Annotated in this window: 20 protein-coding genes; 17 read left to right on the top strand and 3 right to left on the bottom strand. The window is 46.0% G+C overall.

The window, feature by feature from the left end; all coding sequences use genetic code 11:
- Position 1 precedes the first annotated feature (1 nt).
- From nagZ to V6668_RS19875, 9 genes are all read left to right on the top strand, one after another.
- Entirely contained in the window at positions 2-1,630 is a 1,629-nt protein-coding gene (nagZ, locus tag V6668_RS19915; RefSeq protein ID WP_338706498.1) for a beta-N-acetylhexosaminidase, read from the top strand.
- 275 nt (positions 1,631-1,905) lie between these two features.
- Positions 1,906-4,161 (top strand): stalk domain-containing protein, encoded by a 2,256-nt coding sequence (locus V6668_RS19910; protein WP_338706497.1) that lies wholly within the window; start codon positions 1,906-1,908, stop codon positions 4,159-4,161.
- 338 nt (positions 4,162-4,499) lie between these two features.
- Positions 4,500-4,964, top strand: a complete 465-nt coding sequence (locus tag V6668_RS19905) for a Fur family transcriptional regulator (RefSeq protein ID WP_017687564.1) — start codon at positions 4,500-4,502, stop codon at positions 4,962-4,964.
- 2 nt (positions 4,965-4,966) lie between these two features.
- Complete coding sequence (gene yidD / locus V6668_RS19900) at positions 4,967-5,218, top strand: membrane protein insertion efficiency factor YidD (RefSeq protein WP_017687565.1); 252 nt, start codon at positions 4,967-4,969, stop codon at positions 5,216-5,218.
- 455 nt (positions 5,219-5,673) lie between these two features.
- Positions 5,674-7,698 carry a methionine--tRNA ligase gene (gene metG / locus V6668_RS19895; RefSeq protein WP_422395221.1) on the top strand — a complete coding sequence of 675 codons (2,025 nt, stop codon included), beginning with the start codon at positions 5,674-5,676 and terminating at the stop codon, positions 7,696-7,698.
- 226 nt (positions 7,699-7,924) lie between these two features.
- The gene (locus tag V6668_RS19890; protein ID WP_422395220.1) at positions 7,925-8,983 is read left to right on the top strand and encodes a metal ABC transporter solute-binding protein, Zn/Mn family; all 1,059 of its coding nucleotides are present in this window, start codon (positions 7,925-7,927) and stop codon (positions 8,981-8,983) included.
- A 99-nt stretch (positions 8,984-9,082) separates the two neighbouring features.
- Positions 9,083-9,841 carry a metal ABC transporter ATP-binding protein gene (locus V6668_RS19885; RefSeq protein ID WP_338706495.1) on the top strand — a complete coding sequence of 253 codons (759 nt, stop codon included), beginning with the start codon at positions 9,083-9,085 and terminating at the stop codon, positions 9,839-9,841.
- Between the two features lie 52 nt (positions 9,842-9,893).
- Positions 9,894-10,697: a metal ABC transporter permease gene (locus V6668_RS19880; protein ID WP_047843633.1), complete on the top strand. Its 804-nt coding sequence runs from the start codon at positions 9,894-9,896 to the stop codon at positions 10,695-10,697.
- A 49-nt stretch (positions 10,698-10,746) separates the two neighbouring features.
- A complete protein-coding gene (locus V6668_RS19875) occupies positions 10,747-11,460 on the top strand; it encodes a cytochrome c biogenesis CcdA family protein (RefSeq protein WP_074095704.1) in 714 nt (237 codons plus the stop codon).
- A 145-nt stretch (positions 11,461-11,605) separates the two neighbouring features.
- On the opposite strand, the gene splB is transcribed toward V6668_RS19875, so the two are convergent.
- Positions 11,606-12,676: a spore photoproduct lyase gene (gene splB, locus V6668_RS19870; protein ID WP_047843632.1), complete on the bottom strand. Its 1,071-nt coding sequence runs from the start codon at positions 12,674-12,676 to the stop codon at positions 11,606-11,608.
- A 192-nt stretch (positions 12,677-12,868) separates the two neighbouring features.
- Here splB and mntR point away from each other — a divergent pair, with 192 nt between their 5' ends.
- From mntR to V6668_RS19855, 3 genes are all read left to right on the top strand, one after another.
- Positions 12,869-13,297: a transcriptional regulator MntR gene (gene mntR, locus V6668_RS19865; RefSeq protein ID WP_036614415.1), complete on the top strand. Its 429-nt coding sequence runs from the start codon at positions 12,869-12,871 to the stop codon at positions 13,295-13,297.
- Between the two features lie 209 nt (positions 13,298-13,506).
- Positions 13,507-15,117: a family 10 glycosylhydrolase gene (locus tag V6668_RS19860; protein WP_127551281.1), complete on the top strand. Its 1,611-nt coding sequence runs from the start codon at positions 13,507-13,509 to the stop codon at positions 15,115-15,117.
- A 91-nt stretch (positions 15,118-15,208) separates the two neighbouring features.
- The gene (locus tag V6668_RS19855; RefSeq protein WP_127551279.1) at positions 15,209-16,210 is read left to right on the top strand and encodes a patatin-like phospholipase family protein; all 1,002 of its coding nucleotides are present in this window, start codon (positions 15,209-15,211) and stop codon (positions 16,208-16,210) included.
- 61 nt (positions 16,211-16,271) lie between these two features.
- Here V6668_RS19855 and V6668_RS19850 read toward each other — a convergent pair whose 3' ends face one another.
- Together V6668_RS19850 and V6668_RS19845 are read right to left on the bottom strand one after the other, a co-directional pair.
- The gene (locus V6668_RS19850; protein WP_036614407.1) at positions 16,272-16,604 is read right to left on the bottom strand and encodes a hypothetical protein; all 333 of its coding nucleotides are present in this window, start codon (positions 16,602-16,604) and stop codon (positions 16,272-16,274) included.
- Positions 16,605-16,609: 5 nt separating this feature from the next.
- Complete coding sequence (locus V6668_RS19845; protein WP_036674982.1) at positions 16,610-17,602, bottom strand: DUF1385 domain-containing protein; 993 nt, start codon at positions 17,600-17,602, stop codon at positions 16,610-16,612.
- Positions 17,603-17,815: 213 nt separating this feature from the next.
- On the opposite strand from V6668_RS19845, the gene V6668_RS19840 reads away from it, so the two are divergent.
- The 5 genes from V6668_RS19840 to V6668_RS19820 all read left to right on the top strand — a co-directional run bounded on the left by V6668_RS19840 (position 17,816) and on the right by V6668_RS19820 (position 22,319).
- Positions 17,816-18,394, top strand: coding sequence for a YqhR family membrane protein (locus V6668_RS19840; RefSeq protein WP_338706494.1), 579 nt, complete (start codon positions 17,816-17,818; stop codon positions 18,392-18,394).
- A 76-nt stretch (positions 18,395-18,470) separates the two neighbouring features.
- The gene (gene aroQ / locus V6668_RS19835) at positions 18,471-18,914 is read left to right on the top strand and encodes a type II 3-dehydroquinate dehydratase (protein ID WP_036614400.1); all 444 of its coding nucleotides are present in this window, start codon (positions 18,471-18,473) and stop codon (positions 18,912-18,914) included.
- 39 nt (positions 18,915-18,953) lie between these two features.
- On the top strand, positions 18,954-20,027 hold the full coding sequence (locus tag V6668_RS19830) for a M24 family metallopeptidase (protein WP_036614396.1): 1,074 nt from the start codon (positions 18,954-18,956) through the stop codon (positions 20,025-20,027).
- 290 nt (positions 20,028-20,317) lie between these two features.
- Positions 20,318-20,875, top strand: a complete 558-nt coding sequence (efp, locus tag V6668_RS19825) for an elongation factor P (RefSeq protein ID WP_036614394.1) — start codon at positions 20,318-20,320, stop codon at positions 20,873-20,875.
- A gap of 190 nt (positions 20,876-21,065) precedes the next feature.
- Entirely contained in the window at positions 21,066-22,319 is a 1,254-nt protein-coding gene (locus V6668_RS19820) for an aspartate kinase (RefSeq protein ID WP_036614392.1), read from the top strand.
- The last annotated feature ends 86 nt before the right edge of the window (positions 22,320-22,405 follow it).

Raw genomic sequence — 22,405 nt, 5'->3', positions numbered from 1 at the left:
AATGAAACCCTTGAATGATCTGACATTGGAGCAAAAGGTAGGACAATTGTTGATGTGTGGATTTCACAGTCAGCACGCAGATGAACAGATTACTCGCTTAATCCGTGACTATCACGTCGGGGGTGTCATTTATTTCCGGCGTAATGTCGAAAGTGTAGATCAATTGACACGGCTGTCCGCCGAACTGCAAGATATGGCTGCTAAAGCGGGGGCCCTACCACTCATGATTTCGGTGGACCAGGAAGGTGGCATGGTTGCACGGATTGACCAAGAGGTAATGACCCAAGTGCCGGGTAATATGGCACTTGGTGCGACAGGCAATGCGGAATATACTCTGGAGTGTGCTCAAATTCTGGGTCGTGAGTTAAAAAACATCGGTATTGATATGAACCTTGCACCAGTGGTCGACGTGAATAACAACCCGCTTAACCCGGTTATCGGTGTGCGTTCGTATGGTGAACATGCTGAAAGTGTGGCCGCTCATGGCGTAGCAGCCATCACCGGATACCAATCACAGGGCATAGCTGCTACTGCCAAACATTTTCCGGGACACGGAGATACCGCCGTAGATTCTCATCTTGGTATGGTTACGGTACCTCATGATCGAAACAGGCTGGAACAGATGGAGTTGTTACCGTTCCGCAAGGCGATTGAGGCCGGAGTTGATGCTATTATGACAGCTCATGTGATGTTCCCTTCGATTGAGCCCGAGCCCATTCCGGCAACGTTGTCACATAAGGTGTTAACGGGTCTGCTACGTGAGGAAATGGGTTTTGAAGGCATTATTATTACAGACTGTCTTGAAATGCATGCGATATCCAAGCCATATGGGGTAGCTGAAGCTGCCGTTCGTGCTGTGGAGGCAGGAGCAGATCTGATTCTGGTGAGTCATACCTTGCAAGATCAGGTTGCTGCGCTGGAAGGCATATACGAAGCAGTTCGAACGGGGCGCATTTCGGAAGAGGTTATTCATCAGGCGGTTGAACGTATTATGACATGGAAAAGAAAGCGCTGTGGGCAGCAGAATGATCATCTGGTTTCGCCGAAAGCGAGTGAAACGGTCGAAGCAACCGATGTCGAACCTGTTGATTGCACTAAACCCACTGAGCCCAACGAATTGACGATGTTCAAGATTGCTTCAAGCAGTATTACCATCGTTCATAATGATGGGCTGTTGCCGTTGGACCCAGAGAAGGGCGTATATGTCATCTGGCCTGAGGTTGTGCAACGGACAGAGGTGGATGAACCATGGTCCCATACAGAATCGTTGGGTATGGCGTTATCGCAGCTGCGAGGCAGAGTTCGTGAGCACAAAATTACAACGCAGCCCACTTATGATGAAACAGATCGGATATTGGCTGATGTGTCAGATAGTGAACAAGTTATCGTATGTACGTACACATCGGCAGGTCATCTTCCGAAAGGGCAGCAGTTTTTGGTTGAAAAGCTTAGTAAAAATCATTCGCTGATTGTAATTGCTCTACGCAATCCATATGATCTGCTGGAGATCTTGAGGCCGGGTAGTTATGTATGTACATATGAGAATACACCTGCAGTTGTTCGGGTACTGTCCCATGTGTTAACCGGTGGACTGCAACCAACAGGAAGTCTACCTGTCCGTTTGCGCTAGACCTATTTAATCCTTACATCTCTCTGCGATATGGTGCTAATTGACCATCTCCTGGAGAGATTTTTTTGTTGGAATTTTCTATTGGTTAATTTTGGGATATGAATGCCAAAAAGATAATTGATAGATAACTATTTTCATAGTATTTTCCTTCTATTAAAAGTTTACAATTCTCCTCTTAACTTTTTAGCAACTTTTCCCGGTTCCAAGCGTCTAATAATATGACTTTTTGAGGGGGATATTTATAAAATGGGAGCAGAAGGAGCCAAAGACAAAGAATGAATTTGAAGAAGAAATTGTCCATACTTACCGCTTTTGCTGTGTTTCAGGCGTTTGCAGTGATTCCTGCCAATGCACAATCAGCAGATCAGAGCGATACTACATCAGTGAATACAGCCAAAGTTAAATCCGTGGAGGTTGTGAAGAAAGAACAGACCATCGCGGAATCCGAAGTGAAATCCGGAACAAACACTCCAACATCAAATAATGAAACAACTGAAGAAGTGAACCCTCCTGAGACAGATGTTCCTACAGGAACAGACGCGACTCCTGTTGAGCCGGTAATTGAACCTACGGACGAAGAAGGTACAGCTGAGGAAACACCAGCACCTGCACCAGTAGAAGTGGAGCAACCATCTACAGGCGGTTCATCTGTTGCTGGAGGCCGGGGTGGAGACCTCACTCTTTATATGAACAGTAATAAAATGATGCAAGATGGCAAAACATATCTTGCTGGACAGCCGATGGCTGTAAAAAATGGTGTATCCTATGTAGCGATCCGTGCTCTCGTTGATCGGGTTGGCTATGATGTCAAATATGATAACACAACTAAAGAAACGATCATTATTAGTGGTGAAGATGAGCTGCGTTTCAAAACAAACAGCAAGATCTATACCGTTAATGGTGTGTCCAGAACGATGAAGGGCGCGGCTTATCAACAAAAAAATACGTTCATGGTGCCGTTGACTTCAATTACACAGGCTCTGGACATTACTTATAAAGTAAACCAATCTGCCAAAACGGTTGTATTGAATCTGAGTACCAAACCGGTGGCAAGCTTCACGGTACAAAAAGAGGTCTTTGCCGGAGATCAGGTAACCTACACAACCAGATCCAGCTCTCCCAAGGGACTCAGCATTGTAGATGAGCGTTGGACTGGCCGTCAGGATTCATTCGACCAACCAGGTGTATACACAGTAACCTATGCGGTCCAGGATTCAAGTGGTCAGTGGAGTGATCCGTATTCGGTTACGATTAAGGTTGAAAGACCGAATCTGCCTCCTGTCGCGATGTTTACAACAGATAAAGAAGAATACAAAATGGGTGAGAAAATCACTTATATTGATCAAAGCACAGATGATGAGAACGCAATTGTAAAAACAGAATGGGATAACAATGCACTTGCATTCTTTGTTCCAGGACCCAAGACCGTAACGATTACAGTTACCGATAAACATGGTGCTAGCGATAGCTATACCAAGATGATCAATATTACGGGAGAAACACTTTATAGTGTGACTGACTTTAATCAATTGTTCACACCAGTCGGTGAGAAGTTCACTTTTGACGGTGGTGGAGTACCGGCATTGGAGAAAGTACCTTTCACTTATTATGATGAACCAAGTCTGCTGATCCGCAGTAACAGCCCTGAAACCGTGAATACGGAAGGCATTGTGTACAAGGAATCTTCCTTTGGACAGACACGCTTCATGATTCACCATGTGAACAACACGGGCAAAAGCGTAAAAATGTATGTTGTAGCGACAAACAACAATGCATACACGGCATCCATTGACCAGCAAAACATGGGTTTTGCAGGACCGTCTCCTTTTGCAACGGTAGCTGGAAAGCTGTCCATTGACCGTTGGTTCCAGTCCATGCAGAATGGTACCGGACAAAAGAAAGTGTACATCCAGCCAGGAGAAAGCAAGCTGATTCTTAATGATCTGAGCGTTCTTCCGATGAAACAGGGACAAGTCATTTCCTTGTATTCGGATGTATTCAGTGACTATGAATTGGATTACAACATTATCATGATTGAAGAAAACAAGGACCCGATGGAAGTGTTATCGAGCCTACCGGTTCTGGATCGTGATGGAGTTCACAACCGTGGTACCTATCCAAATGCAACACGGATCATTACGTATGACCAAGAAGTAGGGTCGAAACCTGCACGTCTTCCACTTGGAGACAATGCAAGTGATCCAAACCTTGTGGGAACGGACCCTATGGCTTTCACTGAAGCGTCCAACGCAGGTAACTTCGGTGTATTGTACAAAATTACATTGAATAATGTTGCTCCGCGCACGTTGATTTCATTCAACCCTCGTGGAGGCAGATATTCAGGTGTGGCACTCGTGAATGGACAGGTCGTTCAGATTTCCACAGGTAAATCTGTAACTGCACCTAATGAGCAAAGCGTAATGTATCGCACAGGTTCGTACGGCGAGAGTGTAACCATTCTCTTCTCGGCGGCACCAGGAAGTAACTTGCCTGTTAACCTGCTGTTCACGCCGCTTCCGGCTGAAAAGTAATATCATGAACATGCACGGACGGTTTGGAGTGAAAGCTTATATCATATATACCCGTTCACCCCAAAAGTCGCCCGAACGATTGATCATCTGAACCGTCAGGAAGGGACTCCATCAAAATGTAATGTCATTAGCTCAAGCTAGACTAATGGCAATGCATGTGCATGGAGTCCTTTTTATGTGATGTTGGAATGACCTAACCCGGTGTCTTCGTTGACTCTAATCGTAATTTGATGCATTATTAGAGGTATACAAGAAAGCAAAAGTTTTCGCTTTTGCCGAATAAACTGTCGCTCTATGAATGATGCAAAATGCTCGTATGACAGGAGGTGCTTTAGATCATGCTGTCGACAGAACAGATTATTTCAACCATGTCCTCACAGGGGCTTCGCATTACCGATCAGCGGAAAACACTGGCCCGGTTATTTGCCGAGTCTCCCGGGTATCTTACACCCAAGGACGTCTATGAATATATGGGTAAGACTTACAGCGGACTGAGTTTTGACACAGTATATCGTAATTTGCGGGTGATGCAGGAACTGGGTGTACTGGAACAGGTCATCTTCGAAGATGGCGTTAAATTCAAAGCGCACTGTAGTGAAGATCATCATCACCATCATATGATCTGTCTGAAGTGTCAGAAGACATATCCTATTATTTTTTGCCCGATGCAGCTTGCAGATGCGCCTGAGCAATTTCAGGTTGTAGACCACAAGTTCGAAGTATTTGGATATTGTAAGGACTGTGCAGAGCATGCTCCGGCCAAAGCGGCATCGGGACATACACACGCTCATGGGAAGCACTGACCATGAAGTTATCGCGCAGAATTGCTCAGGCACCCATTCGGGTGTACCGCAACTATATCTCTCCATTAACACCGCCAACATGTCGGTTCTATCCGAGCTGTTCGGCTTACGCCATGGAGGCGATTGAAGTGCACGGTGCGCTCAAAGGTTCGTTGTTAACAGCGAAACGTATTGCCAAATGTCACCCGTTTCATCCAGGCGGCGTAGATCTGGTGCCACCAAAGGCGGAGAAATCCATGATGGTATCAGAGTAACGATGTAACTTGAAGTATTCGGGTGGCCTGGAAGCAGGCCAGGATTGAACTTGAGTATGCTGTCCACTTGACAAAGGGGTCCGCATTTCAGTATATTTTTCCTATATGATTTTCCAGTGAAGGGATAAGTACAGACACACCCCCAGTGCAGAGAGCCGGATGAGCTGAGAACCGGTCTGGGAGGAGGATGGAACATGGTCCCGGAGGAACCTCTTTCGAGCGTGCAGACAGTGATTTCAGACCTGCTGTCGTAAGGCTGAGGCGTGATCCAGCGTTAATGGGCGGTCGAAGGACCGACAGAGCCTGTGTTTTGTGAAAAACATGGGGAATTTGGGTGGTAACACGTGAGAGCAACTCTCGTCCCATAGGGGCGGGAGTTTTTTGTGTTCTTTTTTAGTTGATTTGGACGAAGGGATCACATGAAGCAGGAACATTTGAAGGAGGAGAAGTCATTCATGGCTGACCAAAAAACATTTTATCTGACAACCCCGATTTATTATCCGAGTGACAAATTGCATATTGGGCATGCATATACAACTGTGGCGGGAGATGCGATGGTTCGTTACAAGCGTCTACGCGGTTATGATGCTCATTATCTGACAGGAACCGATGAACATGGCCAGAAGATTGAGCGCAAGGCACAAGAGAAAGGACAGACACCGCAAGCTTTTATCGACGATATCGTTGTGGGGATCAAGGAACTGTGGAACAAGTTGGACATTTCCAATGACGACTTTATCCGTACAACCGAAGAACGTCACAAAACCATTGTTCAGGATATCTTTGACCGTTTGCTGAAACAGGGAGATATCTACAAAGGGGAGTACGAAGGCTGGTACAGCATTCCGGATGAGACGTATTACACAGAGACTCAACTGGTGGATGTAGAGAAGAATGAGAATGGTGAGATTATCTCGGCCAAGAGCCCGGATAGCGGACACCCAGTTGAATTGGTCAAAGAAGAATCTTACTTCTTCCGTATGAGCAAATATGCAGATCGTTTGTTGAAATATTATGAAGAGAACCCGGGCTTTATTCAGCCGGAATCCCGTAAGAACGAGATGATCAACAATTTCATCAAGCCAGGTCTTGAAGATTTGGCCGTATCGCGGACTACATTTGAATGGGGCGTCAAAGTTAAAGGAGATCCAAAACACGTGGTTTACGTGTGGATTGATGCGTTGTCCAACTATATTACAGCACTGGGCTACGGTTCATCCGATGCATCCCTGTATAACAAGTTCTGGCCTGCGGATGTACATCTGGTAGGTAAAGAAATTGTTCGTTTCCATACGATCTACTGGCCAATTATGTTGATGGCGCTGGACTTGCCTTTGCCGAAGAAAGTGTTTGCACACGGCTGGTTGTTGATGAAGGATGGCAAGATGTCCAAATCAAAAGGCAATGTCGTTGATCCGGTTACCCTGATTGACCGTTACGGTCTCGATGCACTGCGTTATTACCTGCTGCGTGAAGTACCGTTTGGTTCCGATGGTACGTTTACACCGGAAAGCTTCGTAGAGCGTGTCAACTCCGACCTCGCAAACGATCTGGGTAACCTGTTGAACCGTACCGTTGCCATGGTAGACAAATATTTTGAAGGCAAAGCCCCGGCGTTTGCTTCGAATGTAACGGAATTTGATGCTTCGCTGGAAGAAGCAGGCCATGCTACGGTGGAAAAAGTGGAACAGGCGATGGAAAACCTGCAGTTTTCCGTAGCACTGACAGCGATCAGCCAGTTTGTCAGCCGCACCAACAAATATATTGATGAGACGCAGCCATGGGCGCTGGCTCGTGATGAAGCAAAACGCGATGAATTGGCATCCGTTATGGCTCACCTGATCGAAAGCTTGCGAATTGCTTCGATTCTGTTGCAACCGTTCCTGACACGTGCTCCTCATAAAATCTGGGCACAGCTCGGCATTCAGGAAGGTGAGCTTACGGCTTGGGATACAGCCAAGCAATGGGGTCTGGTTCCAGCTGGAAACGCATTGCAAAAAGGTGATCCAATCTTCCCGCGTTTGGATTCCGAACAGGAAATTGCTTATATTTCCGAAGCAATGACTGGTGGCCAAAAAGCAGCACAGCCTGAAACAAGTCAAGCAGATGCTGGAGCTTCAGCACCTGTTGAACCGGTAACCGCACCTGAAGGTACGGAAGAGATCGGTATTGACGATTTTGCCAAAGTTGAACTGCGTGTCGCGCAAGTCATTGCCTGCGAACCGGTCAAAAAAGCGGATAAGTTGCTGAAATTGCAGCTCGATCTCGGTTATGAGCAGCGCCAGGTCGTATCTGGAATTGCGAAGTTCTATTCGCCAGAAGAGATGGTTGGACGCAAAGTCATCTGTGTGACCAACCTCAAACCGGTTAAACTTCGTGGTGAACTGTCCCAGGGTATGATCCTTGCAGCATCGCATGGCGACCAACTTACACTGGCTACAGTACCAGACAACATGCCTAATGGCGCACAAGTGAAATAAGAAATCAAATTCTGTCATAAAAATGACTCAAGGTGGCCCGATGTAATTCGGGCCCCTTTTTTTGTTGATATAAATCGCAACTTAAGGGAAGGGAACAAGCATATACTGTTATGAACTCCGTACTTCAGGAAAGAATGAATAGGACGGGATAGCTTGACAAGTAGGTTCAGGTTACCTATAATTCTTTCAGTAATGTTTACGATTAAGAGATGCGGAGTGAATCATAATGACATTTTATAAAGTGCAACATCAAGCTCAGGATAACCGGATAGGGAAGACGAGCAAAAGAGGCAACATGAAGTTACTGTGGACGGGTTTGCTTATTCTCACTTTGCTGGTATTGTCAGCTTGTGGGCAGGATAGTTCCAATAGTGCGAAGATTGTGGAAGGCAAGGTAAACGTTGTGACGACATTTTATCCTGTATATGCTTTTACGACTGCAATCGGTGGTGAGGATGCCAATGTTATTAACCTGCTGCCAACGGGAGTAGAGCCACATGACTGGACTCCGAAGAGTCAGGATATTGTTAATACGTCCAAGGCACAGTTGTTTCTCTATAATGGAGCTGGACTGGAAGGATGGGTTCCGAATTTCCTGAAGTCGCTGAATAGCGATACACAGGTGAAGTCTGTTGCCGTCAGTGAAGGTGTTAAGCTGTTAACTGCTGAGGGTGATGATGGGCACGGTCACGGCGAAGAGCACGAAGACGAGCATGCAGATGAACATACTGATGAGGCTGCAAGTGAAGATGTCGCTGATCATCATATTGATCCACATACGTGGGTTAGTCCGAAATCAGCCATGATCATGGCTGAAAACATCAAAAATAGTCTGGTTGAGGCAGACCCTGATCACAAAGCAGGTTACGAACAACGTTATGAAGAGCTTCGTAAGAAGCTTGAGACGCTGGATCAGCGTTTTACAGATGAATTGGCTAACGTACCAAACAACGAAATTGTAGTCTCGCACCAAGCGTTTGGCTACCTTGCACGTGATTATGGATTAACCCAGCATGCCATTATGGGACTTTCCCCGGATGCTGAACCGACAGGACAGGATATTGTGAAGCTTGCGAAACTGGTTAAAGATGAGGGCATTAAATACATTTTCTTCGAAGAGCTGGTATCTGACAAATTGGCGAAAACACTGGCAAGTGAAGCAGGAGTGGAGACCATGGTCCTTAATCCGGTTGAGGGATTGACCAAGGAGCAGGCAACAAACGGGGATGATTATTTCACCCTCATGGAGAAAAATTTGCAAAATCTGCTGATCGCATTAAAATAAGATATAATGAAGAATTCAGATCGAAGAGTCTTTACCGTTCACGGTGAAGGCTCTTAGGACGCTATGGGATTCTTATATATAATGAAGGGCGGCTTTGCCATGCAGCAAATCATGCCACTATGTCATGATCCAATTATAGAGATCGAGAAACTATCATTTTCCTACGGGGACCAGCGAGTGATTGAGAATCTCGATTTTATGGCCCAGGAACGGGACTTTGTCGGGATTATCGGTTCCAATGGGGCGGGTAAAACGACATTGCTGCGCATGCTGGTAGGACTTCTTCCTCCTGCGCAGGGAGATATCAAACTATTCGGACAGTCGATCCGCAGGTTCAAGGACTGGGACCGAATCGGGTATGTGCCTCAAAAGAATGCATTTAACCCGTTGTTTCCTGCGACCGTTCGTGAAGTGGTCATGTCCGGCTTGTATAATAACAAAAACATGTTCCGTCGTATGTCTCGCAAATGTCAGCAACAGTGCACGGATGCGATGCAGGTCATGCGGATCGAGGATCTGGCGAACAAACGTATTGGTCAATTGTCCGGCGGACAGCAGCAGCGTGTATTTTTGGCACGAGCGCTTATCAATCACCCTGATCTGTTGATTCTGGATGAACCTACCGTAGGTATTGATGCTGAATCACAGGCCAGTTTCTTTGAACTGATTACCCATATGCATGAACATCACCGAATGACTTTTCTAATGGTGTCTCATGATATGGATCGCATGGAGAGTTATCTGGGTTCTGAAGCTATGGTAACGAATGGCAAAATTAATTTTCATGTCCGTCATTCGCATGAGGTACAGGATTGTGCTGAGACCAATCTGCAACATACCACTGCACAGGTACGCTAGCCGTATTTATGGCCCATTAGATTAGAGTAAGGCCGAAGGAGTCGTGTTTGTTTTGGAAATATTAATGAGTGATTTTTTTCAGCGTGCCCTGGCGGGTGGGTTGTTAATTGGCATTACCGCTCCGTTAATCGGACTGTTCCTGGTCTTGCGGCGGTTATCCATGATTGGAGACACCTTGTCTCACGTGACCATTGCCGGTGTTGCACTTGGATTCCTGATTGAAGTGTATCCCATTGCGGTGGGCTTGATATTTGCCGTGCTTGCTTCATTTGCGATAGAGAAATTGCGCAAAGCGTACAAGAGTTACGCCGAATTATCGATTGCCATTATCATGTCCGGTGGCGTGGCTCTTGCTTCCTTGTTCTTTACGCTGGGCAAAGGATATAATGCAGATGTCATGAGTTATTTGTTCGGCAGTATATATACATTAGACGCTACGGATCTGAAGCTCGTAGGTGTGGTTACGCTGATCGTGGTGATTGTAGTGGCATTGTTACATAAGGAATTTTTCCTGCTTAGCTTTGAGGAAGATGCGGCAGCGGTTACAGGGTTGCCTGTGAGAATTCTGAACATGTTGATCACTGTGATGACAGCACTTGTCATAAGCACGGCGATCAAGATTGTCGGTGCGCTCCTGGTGTCAGCGCTATTGACCATCCCGGTAGCGGTCAGCCTGTTGATGGCCCGAAGTTTCAAATCCGCCATTATCTTGTCCGTGATTATCGGCGAAATTGCCGTAGTCCTTGGACTGGTTGTAGCAGGTATCTGGAACCTCGCACCTGGAGCAACGATTGTATTATTGCTGATCATGATGCTGATTCTGACGATGATTGGAAAAAAAGGGTTCCGAGCCTGACGGCTAAACGAACAAGCACGAGAGCCCGGGGAAGGGAGACATCCGCTTCATGCCTGATGTTAATGTATGGATGGCTTTTGTAGCAGGTTTAGTCTCATTTATATCACCATGTTGTCTTCCGCTGTATCCATCATACCTCTCCTACATTACAGGTATGACGGTGCAACAATTGAAGGATGACCGCAATCAGCGCGAAGTCCGCTTTAAGACCATGACGCATACGCTGGCGTTTATTTTAGGCTTCTCGGCTGTATTTTATTCGCTTGGCCTGGGTGCTGGACTGTTTGGCCAATTTTTCAATGATAACCGAGAACTGATTCGGCAATTGTCTGCGATTTTGATTATGCTTATGGGGTTGTTTTTACTTGGTGTGTTCAAGCCACAGTTTCTGATGAAGGAACGCAAGCTGGATATGAAATGGAAACCTGCAGGCTATCTGGGCTCTTTTATATTTGGTATCGGTTTCTCAGCAGGCTGGTCGCCGTGTATTGGCCCTATTCTAACAGCAATCATTGCTATGGCTGCAAGTGAGCCCACAACCTGGCTGGCGCTGATTACAGGTTATACGGCAGGGTTTGCAATCCCGTTTTTCATTTTGGCCTTTTTCATCGGTTCAACACGCTGGATCTTACGGTATTCCAATGTCATGATGAAAGTCGGGGGAGCATTAATGTTGTTCCTTGGCATATTGCTTTTTACAGATCAGATGACGAAGATTACGATCTGGTTGCAGCAGATTACACCAGACTGGATGATCATTTAAACGGATGAACTGAATTTGAATTTAAAATGCATGACAAAGCAGGCTACATGTTACCAGAGTCAATCTGGGTCATGTAACCTGCTTTTTAATCGTTTGTTAGGAATGCTTTTAACTGCATATGATTTTGGGGAATCCTGTTGTTCGTTTAGGTGAAGTAATCAATACTGGCTAGTGGGAAATGTTCAAAGATCCGTTCCGTAATGAATTCGCGCAGCGCATCTTGCTGGTCATCCTTATACACATACTTGTACTGACCCCAGCGGCCCCATTTCATCTTGCGTTTCTCGATATCCATCTCCAACTTGGTTTTAGGATAACGTTTCTCAATGGTTGCTTTGGCCGTTTTGGTAAAACGGTGCTGGATCATCTCAAAGGTAAGATCTTTGGTTGCTTCCTCTGGAAGCGTATCTGCCAGCTTCTGCAACAGATCCGAGTATCCTTCTTCCCAGCCTTCATACCACATGATCGGAGCGATAATGAATCCCAGGGGATAACCGGCATGTGCAATTTTGCCAGCAGCTTCAATGCGTTCCTCAAATCTGGAGGTAGCCGGTTCAAAGTTTTTGATAACATAATCCGAATTGACACTAAACCGGATACGGGTGTGACCGTTATGCTTAATGTTCAGCAACGGATCAACGTGATGATATTTGGTTACGAATCGCAAGCGTCCATATTCTTCTTCTGCCATAAAACGAATCAGGTCACTTAAATTCTCCGTGATATGCTCGAGTCCTACGGGATCAGACGTACAGGCAGCTTCAAATCGTGTGATTTCAGGTGCGCGTTCTTCAATGTATCCTTTGGCAGCCTGAATGATCTCCTCGGTATTGACATAGACACGGACATAAGGTTTGGCACCAAGTGTAGTTTGAAGATAACAATAATGGCAGTGCCCCATACAGCCTGTAGAGATGGGAATGGCATATTCCGCTGAAGGTTTCGACTGGTCAAACTTGAGTGTTTTGCGCACACCGACGACCAGAGTACGCTTTGCCATCCGATATTTTTCTTGTTCGGTTTCACCCGGCAAGTTTGTGATTCGGTTATGGGATGTGGTCATCTGATAAGGTATGTTTTTGGATGTCACCCATTCCATAATCCTTTTGCCTTTATCATATTCCAACGCACCGGGTTCAAAATACACCAAATCGGGAATAAAGGGTTTAGTACCTTTTGCTTTACGAACTGGCGGTGAGGCTACACTTGTACTCACGAAATCACTCCTTTCGATGCGGAACTTTGTTTAGTTTGCCTCGTTTGGGGGGAAGTCACGCCTGCCAATTACTTGTGTAACAGCGCGCTCCGAACTGTACAGGACTTGCCAATGCGTATTGATAACATGTATCATTATAAGATAGGGACCAGGCACGAATAGGGGCCGGTCAGAGAGAAAAGAGGGAAGCAGATGCCAACGCCCAGTATGGAAGATTATTTGGAGCGTATATACAAATTAATTGATGAAAAGGGCTATGCTCGTGTGTCTGATATAGCTGAAGGACTGGAAGTACATCCTTCATCGGTGACGAAGATGATCCAAAAGCTGGACAAAGACGAGTACCTGATCTATGAAAAGTACCGCGGACTGGTGCTTACACCAAAAGGCAAAAAGATGGGCAAACGTTTGATGGAGCGCCATCATCTGCTTGAACAATTTTTGACAACGATTGGTGTTCAGGAACAAAATATCTACAATGATGTTGAAGGCATTGAACATCATCTGAGCTGGGACTCCATTACATGCATCGAGTCCTTGGTTGAATACTTCCGTCAGGATGAGAGCCGGTTGCGTGACCTCAAAAACCTTCAGGATGTCATGAGTAATACAGAATCTTAAGTTTCAGCAGTGGAATACACATGGTGATCTACAATGAATTGTATCCTGTGATCAAAGGATGCTTCTTGCCGTTTCAATGGCAGGAAGCATTTTTTTGTGTTCAATCACACCATAATTTGGTGATTTTCGCAACTAAACGAACGGTAGGAGCGTCTATTAAACTAGTAGAATTTACCGCAAATTTATAATGATTTTGGAGGACTGCACTAATGAACGTTCGTAAAGGATTGATGCTGCTGCTCATTTTTGTACTTGGATTACAGACAGCAGGCATGACGGCACAAGCGGCCGGGCAGAAGGAAATCGCTATTTTTCTAGACGGCAACCGTTTGGAATCGGATGTATCACCCTACATCTTGCCCAAAGTAAATGTAACGATGGTGCCTCTGCGTGTTATTAGCGAAGGACTGGGTGCGTCTGTTCTATGGTCTCAAGCTACTCGTACCGTGACCATTCAGAAATCCGATTCGGTCATCTCTATGACGAGCGGACGCCAGCAGGCGACGGTGGATAACGCTGTAGTTGGTCTGGATGCATCGGTCGAATTGAAACAAGGTCGGGTCATGGTACCCATTCGATTCGTCAGTGAGAACCTGGGCATTCGAGTGAACTGGAATCAGGCTGCCCAGACCATTGATCTGTACACAGGAGACGAATCAGTCCCAACTCCTGAACCAACCCCGGTAACCCCAGCGGAGCCTGGAGGCACGGGCACTGTACCAGCTTCTGAAGAGATGCGGGGAGCCTGGATTTCCACTGTGAATGGAGACTGGCCTACATCCGGTGCCAAGGGAAATGTAGAGAAGCAAAAACAGGAGTATACGAAACAGCTAGATACGTTGCAAGGTATGGGCATTAATGCCGTATTTGTCCAAGTGAGAGCCAATGGGGATGCCATCTATCCTTCAGGTCTGGTACCTTGGAACAGCGTATTGACAGGAACACAAGGTAAAGATCCAGGTTATGATCCCCTCGCGTTTATGGTTGAGGAAGCACACAAACGGGGCCTGGAGTTCCACGCCTGGTTTAATCCGTTTAGAGCAACGAACTCAGCAAGTACATCAAACTTGGCTGCAAACCATATCTCGAAGCTTCATCCCGACTGGATTGTGAATGCATCCGGCAAAATGTACATTAACCCGGGTATCCCGGAAGCCAGACAGCATATTATCGATACGATCATGGAAGTGGTCAATCAGTATGATATTGATGGTGTACATCTGGATGATTATTTCTATCCATCCAATGTGACATTTAATGATGATGCAGCTTTCAAAACTTACAACACATTAAATACTAAAGACCGCGCTGAATGGCGTCGGGACAATATCAATCAGTTCGTTAAGCAGCTCGGGCAGAGCATTCATAGCGTGAAAGCTAACGTTGAATATGGAATTAGTCCATTTGGTGTATGGCGTAACAAATCTGTTGATCTGACAGGTTCTGATACCAAAGCAGGAGTAACCGCGTATGACAGCATGAATGCAGATGTGCGGACATGGATTAACCAAGAGTGGATCGACTATGTCGCTCCGCAGGTGTATTGGAGTATGACACTGAGTGTAGCCCGATATGACAAAGTCGTGGACTGGTGGGCGAATGAAGTGGCTAACACAAATGTAAAATTGTATATCGGTCACTCTCCTTATAAGTTAGGTACGCCAGAGATTGGCTGGCAGACTTCACAGGAGATCATCGATCAGCTGAATTACAACAAGAAGTATGGTTCGGTCAAGGGGGATATTTTCTTTAGTTCACAGTACTTGACGAAGAACCCTCTCGGCTTGATTGCCAAATTAAAAGCCTACTATGGTCTATAAAACATTTTAACAATATAGTGATAAGACAAACCCTTGTTCTCATAGAGTGGCAGTAGAAACGTGGCTGCCTGGAGAACGGGGGTTTTTTGTTATGTTAATTAACGCGGTGTTTGAAGGTGGAGGCGTCAAAGGGATCTCGCTTGCAGGTGCTGTGCAGGGTGCTCAAGACTGCGGCATTCAGTTTAATCGAGTGGCAGGCACATCATCCGGTTCCATTGTAGCTGCTCTGCTAGCGGCTGGTTACAGGGCCGAGGAGATGAAAGTCATTATTGAGAATACCCCCTTTGTTTCATTGCTGCGTCGTTCCCCCATATTTAATACCCGATGGATCGGACCGGCAGCAAGGCTGTTCTTGAAGAAGGGACTGTATTCGGGAGAAGCGCTGGAATCATGGATTCGCAAGATGCTGGAGCAGAAAGGGATTCGCACATTCGCTGACTTGCCACAAGGTAAGTTGCTTATTACCGCATCCGATATATCCAATGGGACCATTCTGGTGTTGCCAGACGATATTCGGCGGTTCGGCATTGACCCTGGGAAGCTGGATGTTGCAAAGGCGGTACGTATGAGTTGCAGTATCCCGTATTTTTTCGATCCGGTAGTCATACGCAAATCACCAGTATTCTCCAAAGGACTTCCTTTTCAAGATCAGTTTGTGTATGTCGTGGATGGTGGATTGCTTAGCAACTTTCCGTTGTGGCTCTTCGATGGTGATCGTTCGGAACGAGGAGGAGACGTCATTCCGGTTGTCGGATTCAAAATGGTGGGGAAGACGGAAGTGGAACCTGCCCGGATTAAAGGACCGCTAAGCATGCTTCAGGCCCTTGTAGAGACGATGCTCACAGCACATGATGAACGCTACATCGAACAGATTAACCGGTTTCGTACAGTGAAGATACCAACGCTTGGCATTAAACCGACGCAATTTCATTTATCGTTACAGGATAGCACAGCCTTATATCGATCAGGCGCAACGGCAGGGAACGAGTTTTTCAACGGATGGAATATGAAAATGTATGATGAACAGCTGGACAAACAAAGAAAAGAATTGCGCAAGAAACAGGCAGAAGCTCCACCTCTGATTCCTGTATAAACGTGAAAAAAGCAATTCTCCGCATGTTGGGAGAATTGCTTTTTTGGTTGTTCAGTACCTTTTAGTGAAATTTCGGTATATCTTCATCGCTTTTCCCTTTTTGTCCCTGAATCACTTGGAAAGGATAATCCTTGCGTTTCTTTGAAGAGCCGCTGCTCTTTCTGGCACTGGACTGTGCATTGACTTTTGCCATGGTTCGTGCCGATGGCTTAATCTTTGGTGATTTGGTTTTGCTTGCCCAGCGACGAGGCGGATATTTGTACAGCAGGAATACGGCTCCGAACACGACCAGAGGAATAATGATCCTGGATGGACTAGCGTTCCCCAGCCAAGTCAAGACTCCAACAGCAGCTAGTGCGATGAACGTCCAAAATAAGATTGCCTGCTTGTTCATATCATTCACCCTTTCACAGGATCGAGTGTTGCAACAGGTACTTCTGACGTAGCAGAGACATTGGCAAGCTTGGCATCCAACTCACGCATACGGTTAAACGAAGCAATGGATACTTCTACCTGTTCGTTGGTCGGCTCTTTTGTTGTCAGCAATTGCAGCCACAATCCCGGGTATCCGAGATAACGCAGTACAGGAATATCACGCACTGAATTCGTGAGCTTTAACAGTTCAAAAGAAATGCCTAGCACAACTGGCAATAACAACAGACGCTGACCCATCCGTTCCCAGAGGTTATCGTACGTGAAGAGAGAGTATAGAAACACTCCAATAATGACAGTCAACATAATGAAACTGCTTCCGCAGCGGTAGTGCAGTCGGCTGTACTTTTGCACGTTCTCCGGTGTCAGTTCTTCACCAGCTTCATGTGCGCTGATTACTTTGTGTTCCGCTCCATGATACTGGAAGAGACGTTTAATCATCGGCGTCTGTGAGATTAACCACAGATAAGCGAGTAACAGGATCAGCTTAATGCCGCCTTCCAGTAAATTATGCAAAAACTGATTGTCGAATGCATTTTTGAATAGAAAATTCTCGATAACAACAGGAAGCAATGTGAGCACAACTTTACCAAAAAGGAATGAAAGGATGGCAACGGCGGTCACACCAATGATCATGCTAAGGCTCCAGCCCGAACTTTCTTTCTCTTTTTGCTTGGCTTTCTCTTCCGGTTCCAGTTCATCATCAGCATAGGCGTCAGCAGAATAATTGAGATGTCTGCTACCTTTGACACTTGAATCTATAATGCTGACAATTCCGCGTAATAAAGGAATCCGCCGCAATTTCATGACCCAGGACTTGTCTTGCTTGGGAACTTCCAGATACGTAATTTCGCCGTCTTTTCTACGAACAGCTGTAACGTTGACATGTTTCCCACCGAACATTACGCCTTCAATGACAGCTTGCCCCCCATAGCTGACAGGCTTGGATTGTTGAGGCAAATTATTCACCTTCCTATTCTGTTCTAGGCCTTCGCGATCAAAGGCAGTTTAATAACCCTATTGTATCGAATTTTGAGACCAATTTCTAGTTTGTGAGTCAAACCTTGAAGGATGTTGTTAAGATTGTCCTGTTTTGAACATACTACCTCGTAGAATCGGAGCGGAAATTCGAGGCATAATGCGGGATTATCAACTGAATGAAGGAGAATATCGATGACAGAACGTAAGCATGAAGATACATCACAAGATGAAGGTCAACGTCCGAAAGAACGGCAGCCAAAAGACAAGGGCAGGCGCCCTACCCAGAGGCAAGGTCAAGCACACTACTATACGAAGCCATTTTCCTTTGCATTAGAGCTTGGCTTCTTTGCCGGTTTTATCTGGGGTGGGCTACATTGGCTATTCTATCTGTTGCATTTTACGATTGTACCTGTCGGATTTCTGGCCGAGCCTTTTTTCAAACATGAATATATATATACCGTAGCAGGACATTTGACAGGCTGGCTGTTTTTTATCGTCTTTTCCATCTTGGCATCCTTACTCTACACGTTCACGATTAGAAAACTAAAAGGACCGTTACCCGGCATGGTATATGGAATCGTCTGGTGGCTGATTCTCTTTATACTGGTCGGACCAAAACTGGGGATGATGAAACCATTGAACGGTTTAACGTGGGATTCAATCATCACGGAACTCTGTTTCTTTTTGCTGTGGGGGCTGTTCATTGGTTACACGGTAGCCATGGAGTACACGGACGAACGCAAACGCGAGCCGGAGCAAGCGGGGGCATAGCGCAAAAAAGCTTCTCAATCCGGCAATGCCTGTGTTAAAATAGCAGATGGTTATTTGCAGAGAGGGTGGAGCAGCGATGAAACGAATTATTGTGATCAATGGTCCGAACCTGAACATGCTTGGTGTACGCGAACCGGGCATCTATGGAACGCTTAGTCTGAAGGATATTGAGGACAAAATTCGCAGACAGGCTGATGAAATTGGCGTCTCCATCGCTTTTTATCAATCGAACCATGAAGGGGACATCATTGACCGCATTCATGCAGCGATGGGTGAGGCAGACGGAATAATACTGAATGCCGGAGCATTTACCCATTATAGCTATGCTATACGTGATGCAATCAATGCTGTAAAAGTCCCTACAGTGGAAGTACATCTATCCAACATTCATGCACGCGAAGCGTTCAGACATCATTCAGTGATTGCAGCGGAAACAATCGGGCAGATTGCCGGATTTGGCGAAGTAAGCTATGAACTGGGATTGCTGGCTCTTGTGCGTCATCTGGACAAACAAACCTGAGCCGGGAACCCGGGAATGTGAGAGAAAGAAGGGTTACCGATGGAAAACAAACGAGTAAATAAGTTGCGTGAAGCCATGCGTGAGCATGAACTCACTGCAATGCTGATTACAAACCCGATTAACCGTCGTTATATGACGGGTTTTACAGGCTCGGCGGGATATGTGCTGATTACGGAACAGGATGCATATCTGCTGACTGATTTCCGTTATATGTCACAAGCTCCTCAACAAGCCAAAGGATTCACCGTTGTGGAGCATGGAGCCAAGCCGATGGATACAGTGCGTGAACTACTGGCATCCGCAAATATCAAAGAAGTGGGCTTCGAGCAGGATAGTGTCACATTTGGCACGCATTCCGCTTATGCTGAAGCACTTCAATCTATCGAACTGAAAGCTGTATCCGGGATCGTGGAACAACTTCGTATGTTCAAGGATGAAGATGAGATCGCGGTTATGCAGAGAGCAGCAGATCTGGCGGATGCCACGTTCAGCCACGTTTTGCAGTTTGCAAAACCAGGTATGACGGAGCGTGAAGTGGATCTGGAGATGGAGTTTTTCATGCGCAAGCATGGAGCAACGTCCTCTTCGTTTGACACCATTGTAGCATCGGGTGAACGTTCTGCTATGCCTCACGGTGTAGCGAGCAGCAAGGTCATCGGACAAAATGAGTTAATTACATTTGACTTTGGTGCACTTTTGGACGGATACTGTTCAGATCTGACACGTACCATTGCAACAGGTACACCTGTACCTGAACTGCGCAAAATTTATGACATTGTACTGGAAGCTCAGTTACATACGCTGGAGAACCTGAAACCGGGCATGACCGGACGGGAAGCAGATGCATTGGCTCGTGATATCATTGCAGGTCACGGATATGGAGATCAATTCGGACACAGCACAGGCCACGGTCTGGGTATGGAAGTTCACGAAGCTCCTCGCTTGTCCAAGCTTAGCGACGATGTATTGAAACCGGGTATGGTTGTTACTGTTGAACCGGGTATATATATTGACGGGCTTGGCGGCGTGCGTATCGAGGATGACGTAGTGATTACCGAGACGGGTATTCATATTCTCACGAAGTCGGACAAGAAGTTCACCGTAATCGGCTAAATTACAGCCACAGGGATATAAGACGATTTTTAATGTGTTATTTAAATTGAAAATAAGAAATTTCACCATAACAGAGAGTGCAGAACCAATCTGAAGAAGCGAAGCGTTCGCCTTTATCACCGGATTTTCCCATTGATAATGGGATCAAAAAAATCTGGGGATAACAGCGATCGGAGGATGGTACTGCAATCGAAGTGAACGAGGTGGCCATTCTTGGGCTCATTTTACATATAACATTAACCCATCGTCTTATATCACCTACTTTTTAACCATATCAGGAGGGATTTTTTGTGATTTCAGTAAACGATTTTAAAACAGGCTTGACCGTGCAAGTAGATAACGATATCTATACCGTGCTTGATTTCCAACACGTTAAACCAGGTAAAGGCGCTGCCTTTGTACGTTCCAAATTGAAAAACCTGCGTAACGGTAACACCGTTGAAAAAACATTCCGTGCAGGCGAAACGATTGGTCGTGCCATCATCGAAAACCGTGGCGTATCCTACCTGTATGCAAGCGGTACAGAGCACACGTTCATGGATAACGAAACATATGATCAGTTCACATTGACTAGTGAACAACTGGAATGGGAATTGAACTTCCTGAAAGAAAACATGGTCGTTAAGATTGTTAGCTACCAAGGTGAAATTCTCGGAATTGACTTGCCAACAAGCGTTGAGTTGAAAGTCATCGAGACTGAGCCAAGTGTTAAAGGTAACACTGCACAAGGCGCTACCAAAAATGCAAAAGTGGAAACAGGCTTGAACGTACAGGTTCCTTTGTTCATTAACGAAGGTGACGTTCTCCTGATTGACACACGTGAAGGTAAATACTCTTCCCGTGCGTAACTTTCACGGCTTGTAAGCTAAAAAAGGTTATTAACAACCCTTTGCCATTCCTTTGGCAGAGGGTTTTTTCGAAAAAAGATTAGCCTATCAGGCGCTTTCGTAATATACTGGGTTAAAGTCATTTCTCGTAGAGAATAATGACGATGGACATTAATTATGCATACTGCACAAGGTAGGGAGTGGATTTGCGTTGTCATTGTACGTCATGAAATTTGGGGGCAGCTCGGTCGGAGATACAGAACGCATGAAGCGTGTGGCCGGACGTGTTGTAGAAAAAGCTGATGAAGGACATCGGTGTGTAGTTGTGGTTTCGGCCATGGGGGATACAACAGATGATTTGATTGATCAGGCAAAACAACTGAATAGTGAACTGCCTGCTCGTGAGATGGATATGCTCTTAACGACAGGAGAACAGATTTCGATCTCTTTGTTATCGATGGCTATTCAAGCGCTTGGACGTAAGGCAGTATCGTTTACGGGCTGGCAAGCGGGGTTCCGCACAGAGCCGGTTCACGGAAAAGCACGTATTCATGATATTCAACCTGACCGTGTGAATGCAGCACTTGCCGAGGGCAACATTGTTATTGTTGCAGGCTTCCAGGGCATGACGGAAGACGGCGAGATCACAACGCTCGGTCGTGGTGGTTCGGATACAACAGCTGTAGCGCTGGCGGCAGCGATTAAGGCTGATGCGTGTGAGATCTATACGGATGTAGACGGAATATACTCTACGGACCCGCGGATCGTTAAGGTTGCGCGCAAGCTGAAGGAAATATCGTATGACGAAATGCTGGAACTTGCTAATTTGGGAGCAGCGGTGCTGCATCCGCGTGCAGTAGAGTACGCGAAGCATTCCGGTGTACCTTTAATTGTAAGATCCAGCTTTAACCATAATGAAGGAACGGTTGTGAAGGAGGAAGCAGCAATGGAACAAGGCGTAGTGGTTAGTGGTATTGCCTATGACAAAAACGTGGCTCGCATCAGTATTCTGGGTGTGCCGGATGTACCAGGAGTTCTGGCCGAAGTATTTGGTGCGCTTGCATCCAATCAGCTGGATGTGGACATTATCGTTCAGAGCGGTGTGATGGATGGCAAAGCGGACTTCTCGTTTTCTGTGGCGCTGTCTGATCGTGAGAACGCATTACGTGTCATTGAAGGCCTTCACAGCCGCTTGCCTTACCGTGAAGTTACATCTGAGGAGAACCTCGTTAAAATCTCCATTGTTGGCGCAGGCATGGTCAGTCATCCTGGTGTAGCTGCGAAGATGTTCAAAGTCATTTCGGCTGAAGGCGTGAGTATCAAGATGGTGAGCACTTCCGAGATCAAAGTATCTTGTGTTATTGACGGAGATAAGCTGCATGACGTCATTAAGGCATTGCATACAGCATATGATCTCGACACTGCCGAGCAAGCCGTTATCGGTGGACCTCAAGATCGCAGATAAGTATCTTCAATATATGTAAATTAGCAAAGGTGTACTGTTGCCAACGGGCAGCAGTACACCTTTTTTTGTTTTTCTCATGGCAATTC

This window comes from Paenibacillus amylolyticus, from assembly GCF_036894225.1.
Lineage (GTDB): Bacteria > Bacillota > Bacilli > Paenibacillales > Paenibacillaceae > Paenibacillus > Paenibacillus amylolyticus.
This window is presented reverse-complemented; position numbering and strand designations above follow the sequence as displayed.